Source organism: Prosthecobacter vanneervenii (genome assembly GCF_014203095.1).
Taxonomy (GTDB): domain Bacteria; phylum Verrucomicrobiota; class Verrucomicrobiia; order Verrucomicrobiales; family Verrucomicrobiaceae; genus Prosthecobacter; species Prosthecobacter vanneervenii.
In genome coordinates this window covers 154,840-175,596 of the sequence record NZ_JACHIG010000004.1, presented here as the reverse complement: position 1 = coordinate 175,596, position 20,757 = coordinate 154,840, and the positions used below count along the sequence as shown (strand labels likewise).

Here is a 20,757-nt window from a genome sequence, read left to right as displayed (position 1 = left end):
ACCCGCCTTCATCATGGGGCTGCCGTCCGGCATTTCATTCCTCATGACACACCTTCTGCTTCTGGGCGCGGTGCTCGCGCTGTTCGCATTCATCTACTTCCTTCGTCGTTTCAGCACCGCATGGGCCATGCGCCGCTGGCAGCGCACCCAGGGCACGGTGGTCACGGCGGAAATGCGGCGCAGCAAGCAGAAGACCCATGACGGCTGCCTGCTCTACGATCCGGTGCTGCGCTACTCTTACAGCGTGGATGGCCGCACCTTTGAGGGCAGCCGCTACACGCACCATGCAGCAGGCAAGGACGCAGGCCGTACCACGCAGTTCATCGCCCGGCTGGCGCAAGGAGCGGAGCTGCCGGTGTACTACCACCCGCGCAATCCCGCCGAGGCTGTGGTGCAGCCGCCAGCCTGGCAGAGTCCGGCCATGGCGGCGCTCTCCTGCGCGTTGCTGATGGTCGTTTTGGCAGCCACACTCTGGACCACGTGAAAAGCCTGACGCCAGCTTTCGCAAACGGGTTCGCAGCACCTGAGCTGCGCCGACTGGCGGGCGGAACATGGGCAGGCCAGATTGCATTGACGGGCTTTGTGGCCGGGCATTCCTTTCTGCCCAATCACTGGCTGCATCTCGGATGGCTCCTCGTCGCAGGCGCGTGCGCGCTGGCCTGGACAGACTGGCCGCCGCTGCTCAGAAGCTGGCAGGCAGATGCGGGCGTGCATTCCATTGTCTTCTTTCTTTCGTGGATGCTCATCCGCTCCTGCGTGCAGATTCCCTTCATGGCCGAGCGTGCACCGGATGAAGTGATCTCCGGCATTCTCGGAATGCTGCTGCTGGTGATGTTTTGCATGCTTGTCTGGCAGCAGGCGCACAATGGCCTATCCCTGCATACCATGGGCTGGTTCATGGGACTGACGTCCGCTCTAGCTGCGCTGATCAGCATCGTGCTGTCCTATTTCGTGCTGCCTGGCCATCAGGCGGGAGAACGGCTCATGAACCTGCTGGTGCATGGAGGCCTCAACCCTGTGTGCACCGGTTTGATCTTCGGCTTCTCCGCTCTGTGGCTAGCGTCTTTGATGGAGACCAAGGCAACGCCGCAGCCGCTCTGGCTGGGATGGGCCGCTGCGGGTTTACTGCATTTTGCGGCATTTCTTTCCGGCAGCCGTGGAGCCATGCTGGCGCTGGCCTGCGGCCATCTGGTGCTGCTGGTGACGCGAGGCTGGCGGCGCGGTGGTGCTGCGGCTTGTGTGTTTTTGATCACCGCTGCGCTGTATTTCACCAGCACACCATTGTTTGCACGCATCCAGCAGTGGCGTGCCGGGCCGACGGCTGCCCTAGCATCAACTCAAAGCATCCCACACCCGCTTCAAAAGGTGGTGGAACGTGGTGACAACTGCCGTCTGGACATCTACCGCGCCGGATGGCATGCAGTGGACAATGTCTGGCTGGGCACCGGCCAGTGGGGCGTGCGCGGGCTATGGCAGTGCGAGCTGCAGTCCAAGACGAGCATCATGATGATGTCCCACCTGCACAGCGCCTTCTTTGCCACTTTCGTGCATGGCGGCGTCATCGGTGCAGCCTTGCTGCTGGTGGTGCTAGGTCGTGGTATCCTTTGCGCTCATCATCTGGCAAAAGCAGGAGATGCCACGTGGCTCTCGCTGCTGGCCTTTGGCTGCGGCGGGCTGCTGTTTGATGGCGAGTCCCTGGCCTCGCTGGCCACCGCGCCGCGCTTTGAGGGGCTGCTTTTCTGGCTGCCTCTCACCGTGGCGCTGGCGCGTGGTGCCGCTACTGCACCACGCGCAGATTTTTGAACCCGGCCTCGCCATCGAAGACGATCAGATTCTGCTGTTCCTTGGCCTCGGCGATCACCGCATGCCTGCCCTTTGCGGTCACTCCTGCCACCTGTGCAGTGACTTCGTCTCCCTTGAAGCTGACACGCACGGTCTGCCATTCCTCGGCGTTCAGTTTCAGCTTCTGCCGTGCCAGAGGTTCGGTCTGGGTCTTGTCCTGACCGGGGTCGGGGTTCTTGGTGATCTCGATCTGCGTGCTGCTGACGACAATGCGGAAGGAGTGCTTTCCTGCCGTGTGAATGCGCAGCGAGACACGCCCTGCGCTGTGCAGCTTCATCTCATACTGCAGCGTGCCATCGGTGATGGGCAGCGGTCCGGTCAATGTGGCACCTTGTTCCTCGGTTTTCGGCATTGGGTTCCAAATAGCCTCATCGTGCACCTGCCAGGTGCCGCGCGTCAGGGTCCAAGGCTTGGCGGGCAGAGCCTTAAAATCCTGCGCCAGCACTTCTTTGCCCTGCAGCGCAGGCAATGCTGGCGGAGGCTTCTTTTCCACGATGGGCGGCATTTCACGGCTGTAGCCACCGTCGCGGTAGCGGTTCACCAGCGCGCTGAGTTCTTTGACCACCTCCGGATGCTGCGCGCTGACATCCACCGTTTCAGCGGGGTCTTCCTTCATATTGTAAAGCTGAGCCTTGAACTGGCTGGCGCGCGACTTGCGGGCGCCGAGCTTGATCTCGCTGACTGGCACGCCTTCGATCCATTTCCATGGACCTTTGCGGATGGCAAAGACGCCGTCCGCGCTGTGGATGAACATGTGATCGCGCGTGGGCGCAGCGCCCTTCGTTCCGAGGAAGGCGGGAAGGGCATTGAAGCTGTCCTCCGCAGCCGTGGCGGCGGCTGGGAGCGGCTCGCCCACAATCGCCGCCGTGGTGGCCAGGATGTCGGCCAGGCTGATCATGTCGTCGCAGACCGTACCGGCGGGGATCTTTGCAGGCCAGCGGGTGATGAAGGGCACCTTGAACCCGCCCTCCCACACGTCGTGTTTGCCGCCGCGCAGGCTGGCGTTCACCTTCAGCCCGGCCTTGTAAGCCTGCGTCTGCACGCTGTCGCGAGTGGGCGTGAAGACACCGCCATTGTCGCTGCTGAGAATAACCAGCGTGTCCTGTGCCACGCCTTTTTCATCCAGCGCCTTGAGCACGCCGCCCACACTGCGGTCCAGCTCCTGGATCCAGTCGCCGTAGGGCCCGGCCTTGCTCTTGCCGGCCATGTCCTTGTCCGGAGTCACCGGATTGTGAACGGCCACGGGCGTGTAATAGAGGAAGAAAGGCGTGCCCTTTTTCTGCTGCGTGATCCATTCGGCCGCCTTGGTGGTCAGCAGTGGCATCACGCGCTGATTGACGCGCCGTGGCGCATCCAGATCCAAAATGGTCACCTTGCCGTTTTCCGTGTCTTCGGGTCCATAAGTGGCCTTGAAGTTCGGATCGTCGGAATCCGGGCCTTTCAGCTTCATGCCTGCCGGGATCTTCCCGCTGCGCAGGCCATAGACAAAACGGTTCTCCACAAACACGCCCGTGAGGTCGCCATGGTTGCTGGGCACACCGAAGTGGTAGTCAAAACCGATGTCCAGCGGGCCTGGGGAGAGCTCGGCGGTGTAGTCCGTGCGCCACTTTAAGGAGCCATCGTCCGTGCCGTAGCCGAGGTGCCATTTGCCGATGGCGGCGGTCTGATAGCCATGCTTTTTCAGCAGCGAGGCCATGTTCAGCCGCGTCGTCTCAATGTGCAGCGGAGAGAAAGTGCCCAGCACCTCGTGGGTAAGCGAGGTGCGCCAGCAGTAGCGGCCCGTCATCACCGAATAGCGCGTGGGGGAGCATACAGAGGAAGTGGTGTTGGCATCTGTAAACCGCCGTCCCTCCCGCGCCAGGCGGTCGATGTTCGGCGTCTGCACCAGGCTGCCGTCCGCCCCATAGCAGCCAGCGCTGCCGTAGCCGTAGTCGTCTGCCAGGATGATGACGATATTGGGCGTGTCCGCAGCGAACGAAGAGGCAGCGGAGAGCAGGAGAGCGAAAGCGAGGAGGAGACGCATGGCCCCCTTCACGAAAAGGGCGTGGGCGGACTTTCATCAAGTTGCGCCTTTCCCATTGCGACGGCCCCGGCGCGCATTCACAATGCAGGCAGCCATGCCTAGCCGCGCCTTTTTTTCCATCCTGCTCTGCACTCTCAGCCTCGTTATCACCGGTTGCGAGACCGCCAGCCTCTCTCCCCAGCAGGCTGCTGCCATGGAGGCACGCCGTCGCCAGATCGCCATGGAGCCACGAGGGGACTACTACATTGGCCGCCGGTTTTACATCAACCACACGCATTTCTGGGGCTACCTGCGCAGCCCGGGCCAGAGCTGGGAGAGCTCCAAGCTCGTGATCATGAATGAGCGCTACCAGAAGATCCCCTACCGCCTGCCTGAATCTCCCACGGACGGCGGCTATGCCTACGGTGATGACCATAACACGGAGTACACCATCTGGGGCCGCTACACGGGCCGCCGGGTGTTTGACCCGAACAGCAACCTGGTGCTGCCGGAATTTGAGCTGCGCCGCTGGGAAGTCCGCAATGAGAGCCCAGGCTGGCTCTTCAAACCCAACGAAAAATTCAACGGCTCACAGCTCTTCCGTGCCGAGCCTGGAACCACGCCGTAACGGTGGAATGACACAACCCAACGGCGAATGACGAAGCAAAAACTCGTCATTTCCGACTGCCGTCTCCACTCTCATCCTTTTATCTCATGCCCACGACCGACCTGATCGCCGACCTGGAATGGCGCGGCCTGCTGAAGCAGTGCAGCGACCTCGATGCCCTCAAGGAAGCCCTCAAGACCCAGCAGACCTTTTATTGCGGCTTTGACCCCACGGCCGACAGCCTGCACATCGGCAACCTGCTGCCCCTGATGGCACTGCGTCGCGTGCAGGAGCATGGACACAAGGCCATCGCCATCGTCGGCGGCGGCACCGGCCTGATCGGCGATCCGAGCGGCAAGGCCAATGAGCGCACGCTCAACACGCCGGAGACCGTGGCGGAGTTTGTGAAGCGCATCGAAGTGCAGATCCGCAGCATTCTTGTCCCAGAACAGACGATTGTGGAAAACAATGCGGACTGGATCTGCAAGATGAGCGCCGTGGAACTGCTGCGCGATGTGGGCAAAAACTTCACCATCGCCTGGATGCTAGCCAAGGAGTCTGTAAGCGCCCGCCTGGAAAGCGGCATCTCGTTCACTGAGTTCACCTACATGATCCTGCAGGCCTACGACTTTGTGGTGCTCAATGAGCGCCATGGCTGCACCGTGCAGATCGGCGGCAGTGACCAATGGGGAAATATGACGGCAGGAATCGACCTGGTGAGGAAAATGCGCGAGCAGCGGCAGCTGCCCGAACAGAGGACATTCGTGGTCACCTTCCCGCTGATCACGACCAGCTCCGGCAAGAAGTTCGGCAAGTCCGAAGCAGGCGCCATCTGGATGGACGCGAAGAAGACCAGCCCGTATGCCTTCTACCAGTTCTGGGTGAACTCCGAAGACCCGGACGTGCCGCGCTTCCTGCGGCAGTTCACGCTGCTTTCGCATGAAGAGATCGAAGCCATTGAGGCTGAGCACAATGCGAACCCTGGACAGCGCAGCGGCCACAAACGCCTGGCGGCAGAAGTGACCCGGATGGTGCACGGCGAGGAAGAGCTGCAGAAGGTCATCCTGGCCTCTCAGGCACTTTTTGGTGGAGCCGATCTGGCCACCGCTGACGTGTACACGCTGATCGAGGCCACCGCCTCGGCACCGAGCACCACGGTGGATCTGGGCACCATCCCAGGAATCGCTGATCTGCTTGTGACTCTTGGCCTGGCCACCTCGAAGGGTGATGCCGGACGCCTGATGAAGGGTGGTGGCTTCTATATCAACAATGTACAGGTGCCTGCCGGTGAGGTGCCCGTGCTGGGTGCGGAGCACTTCCTCGGCGGCAAGCTCTGCATCCTACGCAAAGGCAAGAAGAGCTATGCGACGGTGAGAGCGGAGGTGTAACAGCACTGCAAACCAGTCGGCAACGACGCAACATCACGACTTCCATGAGGCGAATCATCATGCTCTTGTTCGCAGGTTTTCTCGCGCCTGCGTTTGCCGAAGATATTGAAACTGAACTTCTTATCGTAGGAGGAAATGAGTCGGGGTGTGCAGCGGCGGTGCAGGCGGCGAGGCTGGGGGTGAGGAAGATTGTGCTGGTGAATGACATTGAGTGGCTGGGAGGGCAGTTCAGCGCGGAGGGGGTGGGGTGTCCGGATGAATGGACGGCGGTGAATGGGCGAAGGGTGAACTTTCCGCGCAGCGGGATTTACAGCGAGGTCATTCAACGCATCCGCGCGCACAATTCGCAGGTGTATGGCATCCCGAATCCTGGCAATGCGTACTGTGGCACGGAGACGATTGAGCCGTCAGCGGCAGCGCGGATTTTTGAGGAGCTGCTGAAGCCGTATGTGGATTCGGGAGTGCTAAGAATTGAGCGGGGGTGGCAACTACAGAAGGTGATTTTGGAGGGCAAAAAGGTCGCGGGTTGTGTCTTTTTCCGCAATTCCTCAAGCACGCTTAACATTCGGGCGAAGCTGACGCTGGATTCCTCGGACTGGGGTGATGTGGTGAAGCTGAGCGGTGCGAAGTATGGCGCGGGCGCGGACCTGAAGGAGCGGTTTGGCGAGGCCAGCGCGCCTGAGGCGTATGATGAAGCGGGCCGGCAGGAGATGAATCCGCTGTCGTGGTGTGTTGTGCTGCGGGAGACGGGCAAGGACGAGGTGGTGGCCAAACCGGCGACGTATGATGCGAGGTCGTTTGCTCAGCTGGACAAGACGCCGCCATGGGTGGACAGCGACATGAGCACGGGGCCGTACAGCCAGTCGGGCTGGAGTGTGTATACGCACCGGAGGCTTGTGGACCGCTGGCACAACGGGCTGGCAGCGGGAACCGAGGCGACGTTTCTGAACTGGCCGGTACAGGATTATCCGCTGTGCCAGCTGCCGCAGCGGGTGGTGGATGCGCTTGAGAAGACGGAGGCGGGTGCGTCGAAGAAGAACATCGTGGATCTGACACCGGCGCAGAGGCAGATCATTTTCGATGATGCGAAGCAGCACACGCTGGGGATGCTGCATCATCTGCAGACGGCGGTGCATGAGCGGGTGGGGGACTTTCCGCAGAGCTTTCGGCACATGAAGCTGACGGATGAGTTTGGCACGGCGGACCGGCTGCCACCGAAGCCGTATGTGCGCGAGGGGCTGCGGCTGGAAGCGCTGTACATGCTGCGGGAGCAGGACATCCGCGCGGAAACACGGGAGCCGAAATGGGCGAAGGTGATGGTGCCGGATGGTGTGTTCGGGTTTCAGTTCAACATCGATTTCCATCCGACACGGAGGAAGTTTTTGGGAGATGACCGCAATGGGGCGTGGCAGTTTGTGCAGACGCCATCGCGTGGATGGCACACGGACACGGACCGCGCGATGTTTCCGCTGCGTGGGCTGGTGCCGGTGGAGATGGACGGGCTGCTGGGGTGCTCAAAAAACATTGGTGTCAGCAGCGTGGTGCAAAGTGCGCTGCGGCTGCATGGGCAGATGATGCATGTGGGGCAGGCGAGCGCGACGCTGGCGTGGCTGTGCCTGCGGGATGGTGTGCAGCCGCGAGCGGCGGCGGCATCGCAGAAGAGCTGGCGGGAGATTCAGCTACGGCTGGTGCGTGGTGCTGGAGGGCCGGGAATGCTGATCTGGCCGTGGCAGGATCTGCCGCTGGAGGCGGGCTATTTTGAAGCGGCCAACATGCTGGCCGTACGCGGCGTGTGGCCTGTGGAGGCGGGCAGCGTGTTGTTTGATGCAGAGCATGTAATGACGCGCCGGGAGCTGGCGCGCGTGCTGGCCAGGATGCTGCGCGCCAGACCGCATGCGGCAGAATGGAAGGTGGCTGATGCGGCGCGTTTTGCGGATGTGGGTCTGGATGATGGGGATCGTGCGGCGATCGAGTCTGTGTGTGCGTGGGGACTGGCCACCACGGACAAGAACTTCCATCCTGAAGAGCGGGCGGACTGGGCAACGCTGTACCGCTGGTGCACGGCGCTTCAGCTCAAGGTGGATGCGGGGCTGTTTGGCAAGGATGTGGCGCAGCGGGCGCTGACACGTGCGGATGCGGTGGTGCAGCTATGGCATGCGCTGCAGAAGCAGGGCGAGTGGCTGTGCGGGGATGATGCGTGGCTGCAGAAGGATCATGACCATGATGAAGACGGGAGGATGGATCTGGATGATGCGCTGCCGTTTGATGGGAATAACAACGGGGTGCCGGACAGGCTGGAGTTTGTGAAGTGAGGGGGGGGCACCTCATCTGTTTAAAAAGAGGCTGGTCGTCTTGAAGCGCGTTGTGACAGCGAGGCCAACGTGCAGCGGAGCGCAAGGCAGGCGCTGCTGGTGAACGGGGCGCGTGAAGAAGGCGATGGGTTTGCTTCTCTGTATGATCTGCAGCAACCCAGGGTCTGCCTCGCCGAGGCTCGGCTGACCCTGGGCTCAATTACACAACCCCTTTGGGGTTGGTGCGAATAGAAGCGTTTGTGGCGAAAAATGAACAGACCAGTTTGCAATAGATTGTGGTATGAAATCCGAGTGAAGAAACGCCCTTTCTTGTCCAGCGTGGGGTGCCCCCCTCACCCCAGCCCTCTCCCCGAAGACATGCTGGGCCAAACCAGTCCTCGACGGGGAGAGGGAGAACTGCGTTTGCCGCACAGGGGACTGTGCGGACCACTATGCTGGCGCATTGGCGAAGCCCTTGGAGCTGGTTTGGCTATGTGATTGTTTAGACCGGTGGATCAGGCCTCTTTGCGCTGGGCCCATTTTTTGCCGGAGGCGAGGGCGCGGAGGGTTTCGGCGAGGCGGCGCTGGATGGTTTCCTCCTGCTTGGCGGAGCTGATCCAGACTTTGTATTCGCGCTGGCAGGAGATGCTCATGGCCGCGAAGCCGGCGGCGGCGGCTTTGTCTTGCTTGAGCGCCTTGGCGAGGGCGGGCGGCATGGGCCATTCGGCGCGCTTTTTTGGAGGCGGGGGTTTGGAGGATTCGTCGGAGTCGAGCGCGACAGCGGCGTGAACGAGGCGCTGAAGGGCCTTCACGTTGAGCTTCTCCAACTTGGTGACGCGGATGGTCTGGATGCTGGTGTTGGACTCGCCGCCGTCAAAGAGGTCGGTGATGCCCCGCAGCTCGGTGCCGCGAAAGAAGGTGATGCCGAGGTGCTTCTGGCAGGCGCTGAGGGCGCAGATGTTTTTCCGGCCGCTGAAGCAGAGCATGTTCCACTTCATGGATTCAGTGAGGTCGGGCTCCCAGTGCTGAATCCAAGTGCGCACCTGCCGGACCATGCGCTGAGAGAAGTCCGGCGCGAGGTCGAGCCAGGCCTCGGGGTCGCGGGTGGAGGTGCGCGCTACGTCCATGCGGTCTCAGCTTACGGGCTTGAGCACGACCTTGCTGACATCGAGGACGGCGCTCTTGGCCTTGGAGACGGGGTCGATGACGAGGCGCATCTTGCCGGGGGCCTTGATGTCCACCTCGCCCACGGATTCTTCGGACCATTTCTGGAAGCCGCCGGTGTCTTTGACGGTGAAGTTGAGCTCCTGGCCGCCGACTTTGACGGCCACCTGGCTGCCTTCGTTGCCGGTGCCGCAGCCGTGCACGACGGTGACTTTGTAGCGACCAGGCTTGGTGACTTCGAAATCCCACTCGGCGAAGTCGTCCTCGCTGGTCCAGAAGCCGAGGCAGTTCTTTTCGGACTTGGGCTCGTAGCGCATGTTTTCGGCCCAGGTGGTGGCGCTGGAGGCTTCGAGCACGATGCTGCCATCGGCGGCCTGGACGGGAGCGGGGCCTTCGGGAGCGGGGACGAAGGCGACCTCGTGCACTTCAAAGCCGGGCTCGGTGCCGGTGGCGGCGGTGAAGATGGAGAAGGGGTAGGTCATGGGCTTTTCCACATAGACGGTGCCGTAGATGGCGCACTTGGGCTGGCTGGTGGCCATGAGGGTCTTTTTGAGCGGCTGCTGGGCGAAGCGGAACTGGGTGCCGAGGGTGGTGTTTCGGAGGGTGTAGGTGACGCGGACCTCGTAGCGGCCCCAGCGCTTGGGGTTGAAGCTGTTGCAGTCGTACTGGTCCCAGTGCTGCTGGGTGGAGTGCTTGAGGTCCTTTGGGCTGATGACGATGACGCCGCGCTTGGGCTCATCGGCGCGGAGGACAGGCTCGTCGCTGCCGAAGCCATTGAGATCCACGGGGGCAGAGGAGAACATGGCTTCCAGAGATTTGGCCGGAGCAGGGGCAGGCGTAGGAGCCGGTGCAGGCGTCGCTGCTGGGGCGGCGGGTTTGGCTGCCACGGGAGCCGGGGCCGGTGCGGCAGGAGCCGAAGCGGCGGGGGGCTGCTCTTGCTTGCCGCAGGAGTTGAGCGCGAGAAGCAGCGCGAGGGCGCCGGCAGCATGAGAAAGGGGGTGGCGGGTCATGGTTGTATGGGGATAAGATGCAACGAAGCGGAGTCGTGGCAACTTAGGCTGGTTCTTGAAATTCTGGGGCTGAGGGTGGGCGAAGAGGAGTCGTGGGTGGAAAGGACGGGCCGGAGGCGCTGTCTTCTACTGAAAGCCGGGGAGGCTATCTTCCGAGGGTGGGTGCAGCGAAAGGTATGGAGTGGTGGGTTCTGCACAGGGGGTGTGGTGGATCGTGGGCCAGGGGGCTTGCGAGCCGCACAGAGGATTGCCTTCGGCTAGCTTCGCGTTGTGCGGACCACTATGCTGGCGCAGATACGGGGCGGGAGCAGTGGTTGAGAGGGCGATGTCCTCCGTATGGGAACCCCTCTGAAATCGCGAGCGACGGGCAAACAAAAAAACGCACGGGGACTTGCGTCCCCGTGCGCGACTCAACTTAACCTCTGACTCAACCTAACAGAAATTCGAAGATCAGAAGCGGATGCACATGTCCATGGTGAAACGGGTGTTGGAGAGGCCGTAGGGCTTCACAACAGCCATTTCATAGGCAAAACCGAGTGAAAGGTTTTTCTGGATGTTGGAACGGAAACCGATGCCGAGCATGCCCTGGGTGACGCCGGTGGCATTGCCAGAACCGAAGTTGATGACGTCATAGCCATTGGTGCGGAGGCCGGGGATGTTGGAGGCGCTGTTCAGCGAGGTCCAGAAGTTCGCGGTGGCGAATGGGATGAACCAGTTGCTGACGTGGTAGTCCACCATGGCGCTGTAGTGGGCCATGGTATTCTGCTCCTGGCGCAGCAGCGGGATGAGCACGCCAACGTTGCCAGTGAAGTGCAGGTTGCCGAAGCCCTTGGCGAAGGAGACGAAGGGATTGATCTGGCCGCTGCCGCGTCCGTTGAAGACTTTGTTGTCTCCGGTGGGAAGCTGGAAGGTGAAGCCGGGGGTGAGGATGAACTGGTTCTGCACGTCATTGACGAGCGCATATTTGAAACCAGCGGCGAGGTCGAGCCAGCCGTTCCCCTTCACGCCCGTGCCGTTGATGTTCATGTAGCCGTCTTCGGTGGCGATGAAGGCCAGGCGGTCGGTGATGGCGTAGCGGAACTGGATGGCACCGACGCGTGCACTGCCACGACCTGTCACGAACTGGTTGTCAAAGTTGTGGTAGATGAAGATGGGGCGGATCTCGGAGCGGATGACCGGATCTTCGAAGTAGATCGGGTTTGTGACAGGGGAGATGGTGTTCTCCTTCCAGTCAAAAACATCTGCGACGGGAGCTTTGGCCGGAGCGGCAGTGCCTGCGCTGGCGGTGGAAAATGACACGGCTGCCATGGCGCTGACACCCAGCGCAAGCAACCACCGATTTTGGGAGTGTGGTTTAAGGTCCATGCCAGTATAAAAGCATGAATGCGCCTGCAATGATCCGCGTGGATTGGCATCCATTGATCAAGTTATGCGACGAGCCTGAGACGCAATCTCTCAGCGCTGCCAGCGCTCGCAGTACAAAAGGCCAAGCGCGAAGGTGCTGCGCTCGCAGCGGGTGAAGCCTGCGGCTGTCAGCAGCGGTGAAACATCGACCAGTTCATGCGCGGCGAGTTTTGTGACACGCCGAAAGAAGGCATACAAGAAGGCGACGATGATGCGGCTGCACAAACGGCGCAGGCCTGAGGGTGCGATCTGGAAGTCGGCCAGGAGCCACTGGGCATCTGCGGTGGCGGCAGAGGCGATGAGAGGGACGAGGTGCTGGAGCTGGTCTGCGCGGAAACAGTCGAGAAAGAAGCAGGTGACGATGAGGTCATACGTGGCCGCAGGGGGCTGCCAGGTGAGCGCATCGGCATGAATGAAGTCCACGTGTGTGGCGGCGAGCCCTGCGCGCTGCAAGCGCGCGCGGGCGAGTGAGATCATGACGGAGCTGGCCTCCACGACCGTGATCTCAGCGGCGGGAAAGCGGCGGCAGAGCTCGGTGAGGAAGCGGCCGTTTCCCTCCCCATAAATGAGGACGCGCCGCGGAGGCTGAATGAATGGGAGAAGGGCGGTGCGGCAGCGCTGGAGCCTGCCAGCTGCGCAGAGCGCCTCCATCCAGCGATAGTGCGGGGCGAGGAGGTCGAAGCTCATGGGAGAGTGAACGCGAAGCGCCGAGGTGTGCAAGCTTGTCTGATTCCCTCCTTTCCTGCGTGCGGTTTCCGGCTTCTATCTGATACCTCCTTTTTCAAATGAAACTCACCACCTGGAACGTCAATGGCATCCGTGCCTCCCTCAACAAAGGTCTTCGCGAATACATGCTGGAAGGGGATGCGGATGTGATCTGCCTGCAGGAGACGAAGGCGCAGCAGGAGCAGGTGGACCTGGCATGGTTCCCTGGGTACAGCGCGGTGTGGAACAGTGCGCAGAAGAAGGGGTACTCGGGAACGCTGATTCTGAGCCGTGTGCCGTTCAAGACGAGCACGCTGGGCCTGGGCATCGACGAGCATGACCGTGAGGGGCGGCTGATCACGGTGGAGTTTCCGGATTTCTATGTGGTGAATGTATACACGCCGAACTCGCAGGCCGAACTGGCGCGGCTGGACTACCGCCTGTCGTGGGATGATGCGTACCGTGCGCACCTGAAGAAGCTGGAGAAGAAGAAGCCGGTGATCGCCTGCGGGGACCTGAACTGCGCGCATCAGGAGATTGATCTGGCGAATCCGAAGAGCAACCGGATGAATCCGGGCTTCAGCGATGAGGAACGCGCGAGCTTTACGAAGCACCTGGAGGCGGGATTTCTCGACGTGTTTCGTCAGTTTGATCCGAGCCCCGGCCGCTACACGTGGTGGACGCAACGCACACCGGATGCGCGGGCGAAGAACATCGGGTGGCGGCTGGACTACTGGCTGGCGTCTGAGAAGCTGAAGCCAGCGCTGAAGTCATGCACGATCCGGGACGATGTGCATGGGAGCGATCATTGTCCGGTGGAGCTGGTGGTGGGGTGAGGGCTCTGAAACCGCCCTTTTGTCATCTTGACGCACTGATTTTGGAACGCGACATTCCTGCCATGGAAGCGACTCTCGACTACGCCGAGACACACTTCTCCCAATTGCTGCAACAGGTGGCCATGGGCGAGGAGGTGCTGCTGCGCCAGGGAGCCGTGGCAGTGGCTCGTATTGTGCCAGTGAAATCGCCGCCTTCACTATCGCGCCCCCGTGTTGGTGAGCGCACTTCAGCGCCTGTTCGCTGGGACTCCAAATCTTTTGAAGCTTTGGATGAAGCTGGCATGCAGGAGCTTGGGCTGCTGTGAAACTGCTGCTGGACACCTGCGCTCTGATCTGGCTGACCAGTGAGCCGGACCTGCTCAGTGCGAATGCTACAAAAGCCATCAACGATCCAGCAGCGGTTCTTTGCGTCAGCCACGCCAGCTTGTGGGAGATTGCCCTGAAGCATAGCATCGGCAAACTGGCGCTTCCCGAGCCACCACGAACATGGTGGAGCAACCAAGTCGCCAGATGGGGGCTTGTAGAGCTTCCTATTTCGGCAGAAGCCCTCTTGGCCAGCAGCGAGCTGCCCAAACATCACAAAGACCCTTTTGACCGTGTGATTCTCGCGCAGGCGCAGATCGATAACTGCCAGCTTGTTTCTTCAGACAGTGAGTTTCCCTCTTACGGCATCCCGCTGATCTGGTGACAGGTTGCCAGCGCTTTGATCCAGTTGCGGCGCTACTGGGCTACTTTTTGAGGGTCTCGCGGGCTTTTTTGGGCAGGGCGTCCACCACGAGCTGGTAGGAGTGTTTTACCAGATCGCGGATGAGGGAGGGGGGAACGGTGCCGTCGAGCATGACGGTGTTCCAATGTTTCTTGTTCATGTGCCAGCCGGGGAGGATGCCTTGGTATTCATCGCGCAGCTCGATGGCGCGCTGGGGGTCGCACTTGAGATTGATGCGGGCAGGGAAGTCATCGGGGGAGGTGACGGCGAACATCTTGCCGGCGACCTTATAGACGAGGGCCTCGGGGCCGAAGGGCTGGGTCTCCTCGGCGCCGGGGAGGCTGAGGCACTGGGCAATGACGTCTGGGAGCTCCATGCGGGAACGATAGGCCGGGCATGGGGTACGGTGCAAATGACAGATGACCGCCACGGGCGCGCAAAAATTGAGCGATGGCTGCGCAAACGATGCGGAATGAACGAGGGGTAAGTGAGGAATACCACCCCAGACCTGTTCTCGAAAAGCCTGTCACATTGCCCGGGCGGCGGAGCGGCCCCATTGGCTGCGTTAGTCGCTTGCCTGTTATCTTCAAATAGCAGGCGGCTCTCCCGCCTTGCCACTGGGGCCGCTGCGCTCGCCGGTTCAATCGGACATTCTTTTCGAGAACAGGTCTAATCATTTGATGAATGAGGCATACCGCTGCTTTTTTGGCGGCACTTTCTTTCATGCGAACCTCCTCACTGACCAGGCGAGAAAAATGGATCGTGGCCCTGGCCACGGTACATCTGCTATTTCTGCTGCTGGGCATGCTGCCTGTGCCGTGGCGGGACAAGATAGCGCTCTCTCCGGCCTTTAACGCGTATGAGCGCCTGACGCGGTGCCATCAGGAGTGGAACATGTTTGAGACGATCCCCAACATGAACCGGCTGGAGGCACGGCTGGTGGTGCAGGAAGAGGGACGCAGGGCACGGGAGGAGGGCGTGGTGCTGCCGGGGCTGCGGCGCTTTTCCCAGCATGACCAGGTGAGGCTGAACAACTGGATGATGAGCGTGATCTTCAACGCGACACGCGGGGTCTTCCGTGAGGCATATATGCACCGTGCGGCGGAGGCACTGCTGAGATCCGGACGCTACACCCCGCGAGCGAAGGTGACGCTGGAGGTGATCCCGGCCTATACACGCAGCCTGGTGGGGGTGCGGTCGCTGAAGGAGATCGCGGTGGAGAAGCCGTCTGTGCTGGGGCCGTTTGAGCTGAAGGCACTGGTCTCCAAAAACACCCCGGCTCCCTCGAACCCATGACGCAGGCAACCCCAACCCAGAACCTCTCTGAGCGGCTGAAGGGCCTGTTTCTAGCGCCGGCGGATGCGCGTGTGTATGCGGCGGTGCGGATCGGCTTTGCGTTTGTGGCGCTGCTGAACCTGATGCAGATCTGGCCTGACCGGGAGATCTTTTTTACCGATGCCGGGATGGTGGACCACGAGACGGTGCGGAAGTTTACGGTGGGGTTTTACAGGTCGGTGTTTTATTTCTGCACGGACCTGAGCGCAGTGAGCACGTACATGCTCTTCAGCGGTGCTGCGATGGTGGCGCTGATGCTGGGGGTGTGGCCGCGGGCGGCGGCGGCGGTGGTGTATGTGTGGCAGTTTTCCTACGCGATGCGAGCGCCGCTGGTGCTGGTGGGCTGGGACGAGGTGCTGCGCTGCACGGCCTTTCTGGTGCTGGTGTCCCCCATGCCTGCGTGCTGGTGCCTGCAGTCGCGTGAGGCGCGGAAAAAGGCGGCCTCAGCGCCGCCGCCACTACGCTACGGCCTGACGCTGATGCAGGTGCAGCTGGCCACGATCTACATCCATGCCGTGCTGGCGAGGCTGGGGGATGAGTACTGGATGGGCGGGGATTTCATGAGCTTTTTCCTGCTGTCCCACAATGCGCGCTGGCCGGGGCTGTGGGTGCTGAACTACGGCACGCTGCTGAAAGGGGTGACCTACCTGGTGCTGCTGGTGGAGCTGGCGATACCGGTGCTGCTGGTGGTGCGGCGCTGGCGGTGGTGGGGCTTTGCGGCGGGGTTTCTGCTGCATGCGGGGATCTCCCTGATGGCGTACAATTTGATGCTGTTTTTCCTTTCGATGATGACGCTGTATCTGAGCTTTCTGCAAAAGGAGGACATGGACTGGCTGGAGCGGAAGCTGGGGCGCAGGGGATAGGTGCGGATGGCCTTATACCGCCATCTGTTGAAAACGGGTCTGTCTCAGAGGGAGAGTTTGCTGCGGAATACTTGGGGGGGCGGAGTCGTATTGAAGCGCGTTCTGAAAGCGGGGGCCGATGTGCGGCGGAGCGCAAGGCAGACGCTGCTGGTGAACGCGGTGTGATGTAGAAAGTCTTGGGTTTGCTTCCCAGCCGGTGGCTTGCAGACCCAGGGTCGCCTCGCTGAGGCTCGGCTGACCCTGGGCTCAATTACGCAACCCCTTTGGGGTTGGCGTAAAGAGGGGCTGAGTGACGAAAAGAGAACAGACTCGTTTTCAACTGCCAGTGGTATTAGGCGGCCTGGTATGTGGTGATGTTTGCCATCCGCTGAGGGACGGGCGGGCTGTCGCCACACCCATCCTACGACAGGGCATGAAACGCCGGGCCAGCAGGCCCATATGATGGTGCTGCGTCAGCAAGCATTCTGAGGCTGTGGACTGCTGTTCGCAAAAAAAACGCGCCTGGGTTTGAGGCCGCAGGCGCGTATGGGGATGGATTCGCTTGAGTGTGGTGTGATTACACCAGCATGAGGGCGGGGTTTTCGAGGAGCTTGCGCATCTCGGCGAGGAAGACGGCGGCGACGGCGCCGTCCACGACGCGGTGGTCGCCACTGAGGCCGACCCACATGCGCTGGCCGACGACGATCTGACCCTTGTCATTGACGACAGGGGCGGAGCGGATGCTGCCGATGGCGACGATGGCGGCCTGGGGAGGATTGATGATGGCGGAGAACTGGTCGATGCCGTAAGCGCCGAGGTTGGAGACGGTGATGGTGCCGCCTGCGAAGTCGTCGGGGCTGAGCTTCTTGTTCTTGGCCTTGCCGGCAAGGTCTTTGACGCTCTGGCTGATCTCGAGCAGGGTTTTCTTTTCGGCCTGCTTGATGACGGGGGTGACGAGGCCGTCATCGATGGCGATGGCGACGCTGAGGCCGACGGACTTGAACTTGACGATGGCATCGCCATCCCAGGCGGCATTGATGGCGGGCTGGGCCTCGGCGGCGCGGATGACGGCCTTGAGGATGAAGTCGTTGACGGTGTATTTGTTGCCGCCGGTCTTTTCGGCGGAGGCGTTCAGGTGAGCGCGGAAGGCCATGAGCGGGCCGGCGTCGATCTCCATCTGCAGGTAGAAGTGGGGGATCTGCGTCTTGGAGGCGAGGAGGCGCTCGGCGATGATGTTGCGCATGGTGCTGGTGGGCACGCGCTCGTCTTCCGGACCGACGACGGGACGGATGGCGGGGGTGGCGGCGACGCGGCCAGCGGAGGCACCGCCAACGGGGGCGTTTTCGACATCGGCGCGAACGACACGGCCGCCAGGGCCGCTGCCGATGAGGGAATTCAGGTCCACACCACGCTCAGCGGCGATTTTCTTGGCAAGCGGGGAAGCTTTGACGCGGAGGGCGGCACCCGCGGAGGCGGCGCGGCTCTTGTGCTGGGGTGCCAGGGGAAGGCGAGGACCGGCGGATGCGGCCTTGGTGGCGGAGGCAGCTGGCTTTTTCTCGGCAGCAGGAGCAGGAACGGCGGCGGCCTGGGCCTTGGCGATGAGCTCGTCGAGATTGGCCGGAGCGGCTTCGTCTTCTTCCAAGATGACAGCGAGCGGAGCGCCGAGGGGGACCTTGCCGCCGGGGGTGGCAATGTACTTGTGCAGGACGCCTTCAAACGGGCTGGCGTATTCCATGGTGGCCTTGTCGGTCTCGATGTCGGCGATGGCTTTGCCAACGGAGACTTTGTCCCCTTCCTTGACGGTCCACTTGGCGAGGGTACCCTCGGTCATGGTGTCACTGAGCTTGGGCATTTCGATGAATTTGGGCATGGCGGGGAAAAGGGTTTAAGGGCGGGGGATTTCGAGGTCTTTGCAGATTTTGTTCACAAGGAAGTCATTGATCTCGCGATGGCGCGGGACAGAGGAGCTTTTGCGAGTGGTGCGATTGACGTATATCGAGTGATTGCCGCCTTCACGCAAGAGTTCACAGCCGTGGTCATGCAAGTGTCGGATGAGGTCACGGAATTTCAAGCGGCGGCCAGGAGCATGGTTTCACGATAAACCTCATCATTGCCGATCTCCTCTTCGGCAAGAACGCGGTTGGCCTCCATGACCAGCTCAATGGCTTCGAGCAGGTTGGCCCGGGTTTCTTCAAGTGTGGCACCCTGGGTGTTGGCACCGGGCAGCTCCTCGACAAAGCCGACGTAGCCTTCCGGCACTTTTTTGAAGACCTGGGTGAATTTCATGGCAGCTCCAGTTTAGCAAATGCCAAGCGCCTTGGCGACGACGACGTCGGCGGTGGGGAGCTGGATGGCCTCAAGGGGAGGGCTGTAGATGGCGGGGGAGTCGAGGCTGCAGACGCGCTGCACTGGGGCGTCGAGCTCATCGAAGATGCGCTCCTGGATCATGTAGGCGATCTGGGCGCCGATGCCGCAGTAGGGCTTGTTTTCCTCGACGTAGACGGCGCGGTGGGTCTTGGCGACGGATTCGAGGATGGTATCTTCGTCCAGCGGGCGGATGCTGCGGAGGTCAACGACTTCGGCATTGATGCCGTGCTCTTCCTCGAGGATGCGGGCGGCTTCAAGGCAGGTGATGACGGCCTTGCCATGGGCGATGAGGGAGATGTCTGTGCCGACGCGCTTCACATCGGCGAGGCCGAGGGGGATGAAGAGTTCGCCGTTGGGGAGTTCGTCGTTGGAGGGGACTTCCCACTCTTCGCCGTAGAGCTTGGTGCTCTCCATGAACATGACGGGGTCATTGTCGCGGATGGCGGCTTTCATGAGGCCTTTGGCATCGTAGGCGTTGCTGGGGCAGACGCACTTCATGCCGGGGAAATTGGCCATGATGTTTTCCGGGGTGTGGGAGTGGGTGGCACCCACGCTGGTGCCGCCATTGGCAGGACCGCGGATGACGATGGGGCAATTGATCTTGCCACCGCTCATGTAGCGGACCATGGCGCCGTTGTTCACGATCTGGTCCCAAGCGACGGTGTAGAAGCTCCAGAACATGAGCTCCATGACGGGGCGGACGCCGAGCATGCTGGCACCGATGCCCATGCCGATGAATCCGGCCTCGCTGATGGGGGTGTCGACGAGGCGCTTGTCGCCCCATTTGTCCCAGAGACCCTGGGTCACTTTGTAGGCGCCGTTGTACTGGGCGACTTCTTCTCCCATGACGACGACCATGGGGTCGCGGGCGATTTCTTCATCGAGGGCTTCACGGACGGCGTCGCGGTAGGTGATTCGGCGGGGCATGGCGGATTTTGAGGGGCAGTAAGTCGGGGCGGGGCGGGGCGGTGTCAAGCGGTCGGCTGCATTGGGAGGAGACAAACTGCCGGGCCTGGGATAGGGCGGAAATTTTGCCTATGGAGTTTCAAAGCTGAAAAAGTGCCGATTTGCAGGCGAAAATATTAATAAAACTTAACTTTTTTTAGAAATGATGTTGACGACGTGCCGAAAGTTTAGTTGAACGTAGGTTGTCAAATCTTCACTCGTGCACCTTATCACCGGTCCATTTTCTGATACTGGCCGTAAACTTGCTCAAAAAACACGAGCGAAGTGGAAATTCGCCTTTATAATGAACACCCCCTGCGTCGCAGCCGGGGGCAAGGACGAGGGTCCTTGCATCGTATTACCAACCTAGAACGCTCAATATGGAACTCGACGGAGGCATCAAGATTTACCTGCGAGAGATCGGCAAGACTGACTTGCTGACTCCCGACCAGGAAGTCGAGCTTGCCGAACGCATCAAGCGGGGCGATCCCGAGGCCCGTTCGCACATGATCCGTGCGAACCTCCGCCTCGTGGTGAAGATCGCCCAGGATTACGCCAACTACGGTCTGCCACTTCTCGACCTCATTTCTGAAGGAAACATCGGCCTAATGAAGGCTGTGGAACGATTTGACCCGAACAAGGGTGGCAAACTTTCAACCTACGCCGCGTGGTGGATCAAGCAGTCCATCAAGCGCGCTCTCGCCAATCAGTCCAAGACGATTCGTCTGCCGGTCCACATGGTGGACAAGATCAGCAAGATGCGCCGTGTGGCGATGGCGATGTCCGAAGAACTGGGCCGCGAGCCGACGGATGACGAACTTTCCGAGGAAATCGGCATCGACCGCGCGAAGCTGAGCCAGCTGAAGGTGGCCAGCATGCGTCCGGCCTCCCTGGATGCGCCGATCAGTGACGACGACAGCACGGAATTCGGTGAAATCGTGGGCGACGAAAACGCGCAGACGCCGTTTGACCTGCTCTCTCACAAGAACATGCACAGCCAGCTGGACGGCCTGCTGACGGTGCTGGATGAGCGTGAGCGCAAGATCATCGACGCCCGCTTTGGCCTGGCCGGCCAGAAGCCGCGCACGCTGGAAGAGGTGGGCCAGGAATTTGGCGTGACGCGCGAGCGTATCCGCCAGCTGCAGAACATCGCGCTGCGCAAGCTGCGCCGTGCGCTGCAGAAGAAGGAAGACCCGATCCCGAAGGCGCTGCGCAACGCTGGTGGCAAGAAGAAGCGGAAGAAGGCCGCTGCTGCTGCGGAAGCCGAGGAGGATTAAGATTTAACGAATGTGAAAGCCGGGTGTCGAGAGATG

21 protein-coding genes are annotated in these 20,757 nt (G+C 61.2%); 11 read left to right on the top strand and 10 right to left on the bottom strand.

Annotation, left to right across the window (positions count from 1 at the left end; all coding sequences use genetic code 11):
* The first annotated feature begins 43 nt into the window (after positions 1–43).
* Both HNQ65_RS10830 and HNQ65_RS10825 read left to right on the top strand, forming a co-directional pair.
* Positions 44–484 (top strand): DUF3592 domain-containing protein, encoded by a 441-nt coding sequence (locus tag HNQ65_RS10830; RefSeq protein WP_184339545.1) that lies wholly within the window; start codon positions 44–46, stop codon positions 482–484.
* On the top strand, positions 481–1,803 hold the full coding sequence (locus tag HNQ65_RS10825) for an O-antigen ligase family protein (protein ID WP_184339544.1): 1,323 nt from the start codon (positions 481–483) through the stop codon (positions 1,801–1,803). The genes HNQ65_RS10830 and HNQ65_RS10825 overlap by 4 nt, the downstream gene beginning before the upstream one ends.
* Here the strand turns inward: HNQ65_RS10825 and HNQ65_RS10820 are convergent.
* A complete protein-coding gene (locus tag HNQ65_RS10820; protein WP_184339543.1) occupies positions 1,778–3,865 on the bottom strand; it encodes a sulfatase family protein in 2,088 nt (695 codons plus the stop codon). The two genes, HNQ65_RS10825 and HNQ65_RS10820, sit on opposite strands and share 26 nt — an antisense overlap.
* Before the next feature lie 94 nt (positions 3,866–3,959).
* Between HNQ65_RS10820 and HNQ65_RS10815 the strand changes: the two genes are divergently transcribed.
* From HNQ65_RS10815 to HNQ65_RS10805, 3 genes are all read left to right on the top strand, one after another.
* Positions 3,960–4,472 (top strand): hypothetical protein, encoded by a 513-nt coding sequence (locus HNQ65_RS10815; RefSeq protein ID WP_184339542.1) that lies wholly within the window; start codon positions 3,960–3,962, stop codon positions 4,470–4,472.
* Between the two features lie 86 nt (positions 4,473–4,558).
* Complete coding sequence (tyrS, locus tag HNQ65_RS10810) at positions 4,559–5,839, top strand: tyrosine--tRNA ligase (protein ID WP_184339541.1); 1,281 nt, start codon at positions 4,559–4,561, stop codon at positions 5,837–5,839.
* 44 nt (positions 5,840–5,883) lie between these two features.
* Entirely contained in the window at positions 5,884–8,151 is a 2,268-nt protein-coding gene (locus tag HNQ65_RS10805) for an FAD-dependent oxidoreductase (protein ID WP_184339540.1), read from the top strand.
* Positions 8,152–8,645: 494 nt separating this feature from the next.
* Here HNQ65_RS10805 and HNQ65_RS10800 read toward each other — a convergent pair whose 3' ends face one another.
* From HNQ65_RS10800 to HNQ65_RS10785, 4 genes are all read right to left on the bottom strand, one after another.
* Complete coding sequence (locus tag HNQ65_RS10800; RefSeq protein ID WP_184339539.1) at positions 8,646–9,257, bottom strand: YdeI/OmpD-associated family protein; 612 nt, start codon at positions 9,255–9,257, stop codon at positions 8,646–8,648.
* Between the two features lie 6 nt (positions 9,258–9,263).
* Positions 9,264–10,304: a DUF5077 domain-containing protein gene (locus HNQ65_RS10795; RefSeq protein WP_184339538.1), complete on the bottom strand. Its 1,041-nt coding sequence runs from the start codon at positions 10,302–10,304 to the stop codon at positions 9,264–9,266.
* 450 nt (positions 10,305–10,754) lie between these two features.
* Positions 10,755–11,603, bottom strand: a complete 849-nt coding sequence (locus HNQ65_RS10790; protein WP_221306123.1) for a hypothetical protein — start codon at positions 11,601–11,603, stop codon at positions 10,755–10,757.
* A 156-nt stretch (positions 11,604–11,759) separates the two neighbouring features.
* A complete protein-coding gene (locus HNQ65_RS10785) occupies positions 11,760–12,395 on the bottom strand; it encodes a class I SAM-dependent methyltransferase (protein ID WP_184339536.1) in 636 nt (211 codons plus the stop codon).
* A gap of 98 nt (positions 12,396–12,493) precedes the next feature.
* Between HNQ65_RS10785 and HNQ65_RS10780 the strand changes: the two genes are divergently transcribed.
* The 3 genes from HNQ65_RS10780 to HNQ65_RS10770 all read left to right on the top strand — a co-directional run bounded on the left by HNQ65_RS10780 (position 12,494) and on the right by HNQ65_RS10770 (position 13,937).
* A complete protein-coding gene (locus HNQ65_RS10780) occupies positions 12,494–13,249 on the top strand; it encodes an exodeoxyribonuclease III (RefSeq protein ID WP_184339535.1) in 756 nt (251 codons plus the stop codon).
* A gap of 62 nt (positions 13,250–13,311) precedes the next feature.
* Positions 13,312–13,554, top strand: a complete 243-nt coding sequence (locus HNQ65_RS10775; protein ID WP_184339534.1) for a type II toxin-antitoxin system Phd/YefM family antitoxin — start codon at positions 13,312–13,314, stop codon at positions 13,552–13,554.
* Entirely contained in the window at positions 13,551–13,937 is a 387-nt protein-coding gene (locus HNQ65_RS10770) for a PIN domain-containing protein (protein WP_184339533.1), read from the top strand. Before HNQ65_RS10775 ends, HNQ65_RS10770 begins: the two co-directional genes overlap by 4 nt.
* Before the next feature lie 40 nt (positions 13,938–13,977).
* Here HNQ65_RS10770 and HNQ65_RS10765 read toward each other — a convergent pair whose 3' ends face one another.
* Positions 13,978–14,331, bottom strand: coding sequence for an MmcQ/YjbR family DNA-binding protein (locus HNQ65_RS10765; RefSeq protein ID WP_184339532.1), 354 nt, complete (start codon positions 14,329–14,331; stop codon positions 13,978–13,980).
* Positions 14,332–14,678: 347 nt separating this feature from the next.
* Between HNQ65_RS10765 and HNQ65_RS10760 the strand changes: the two genes are divergently transcribed.
* On the top strand, positions 14,679–15,251 hold the full coding sequence (locus HNQ65_RS10760; protein ID WP_184339531.1) for a hypothetical protein: 573 nt from the start codon (positions 14,679–14,681) through the stop codon (positions 15,249–15,251).
* A complete protein-coding gene (locus HNQ65_RS10755; protein WP_184339530.1) occupies positions 15,248–16,153 on the top strand; it encodes a hypothetical protein in 906 nt (301 codons plus the stop codon). Before HNQ65_RS10760 ends, HNQ65_RS10755 begins: the two co-directional genes overlap by 4 nt.
* Before the next feature lie 556 nt (positions 16,154–16,709).
* Here the strand turns inward: HNQ65_RS10755 and HNQ65_RS10750 are convergent.
* Genes HNQ65_RS10750 through HNQ65_RS10735 form a run of 4 tightly spaced genes read right to left on the bottom strand, consistent with a single transcriptional unit; the run spans position 16,710 to position 19,426 of the window.
* Entirely contained in the window at positions 16,710–18,002 is a 1,293-nt protein-coding gene (locus HNQ65_RS10750; RefSeq protein ID WP_184339529.1) for a dihydrolipoamide acetyltransferase family protein, read from the bottom strand.
* Positions 18,003–18,017: 15 nt separating this feature from the next.
* Positions 18,018–18,203, bottom strand: coding sequence for a type II toxin-antitoxin system HicA family toxin (locus HNQ65_RS26955; protein WP_184339528.1), 186 nt, complete (start codon positions 18,201–18,203; stop codon positions 18,018–18,020).
* A complete protein-coding gene (locus HNQ65_RS10740) occupies positions 18,200–18,418 on the bottom strand; it encodes a type II toxin-antitoxin system HicB family antitoxin (protein WP_184339527.1) in 219 nt (72 codons plus the stop codon). Before HNQ65_RS10740 ends, HNQ65_RS26955 begins: the two co-directional genes overlap by 4 nt.
* Positions 18,419–18,430: 12 nt before the next feature.
* Complete coding sequence (locus HNQ65_RS10735) at positions 18,431–19,426, bottom strand: alpha-ketoacid dehydrogenase subunit beta (protein WP_184339526.1); 996 nt, start codon at positions 19,424–19,426, stop codon at positions 18,431–18,433.
* 398 nt (positions 19,427–19,824) lie between these two features.
* Between HNQ65_RS10735 and HNQ65_RS10730 the strand changes: the two genes are divergently transcribed.
* Positions 19,825–20,721 carry a sigma-70 family RNA polymerase sigma factor gene (locus tag HNQ65_RS10730; protein WP_184339525.1) on the top strand — a complete coding sequence of 299 codons (897 nt, stop codon included), beginning with the start codon at positions 19,825–19,827 and terminating at the stop codon, positions 20,719–20,721.
* Positions 20,722–20,757 lie beyond the last annotated feature (36 nt).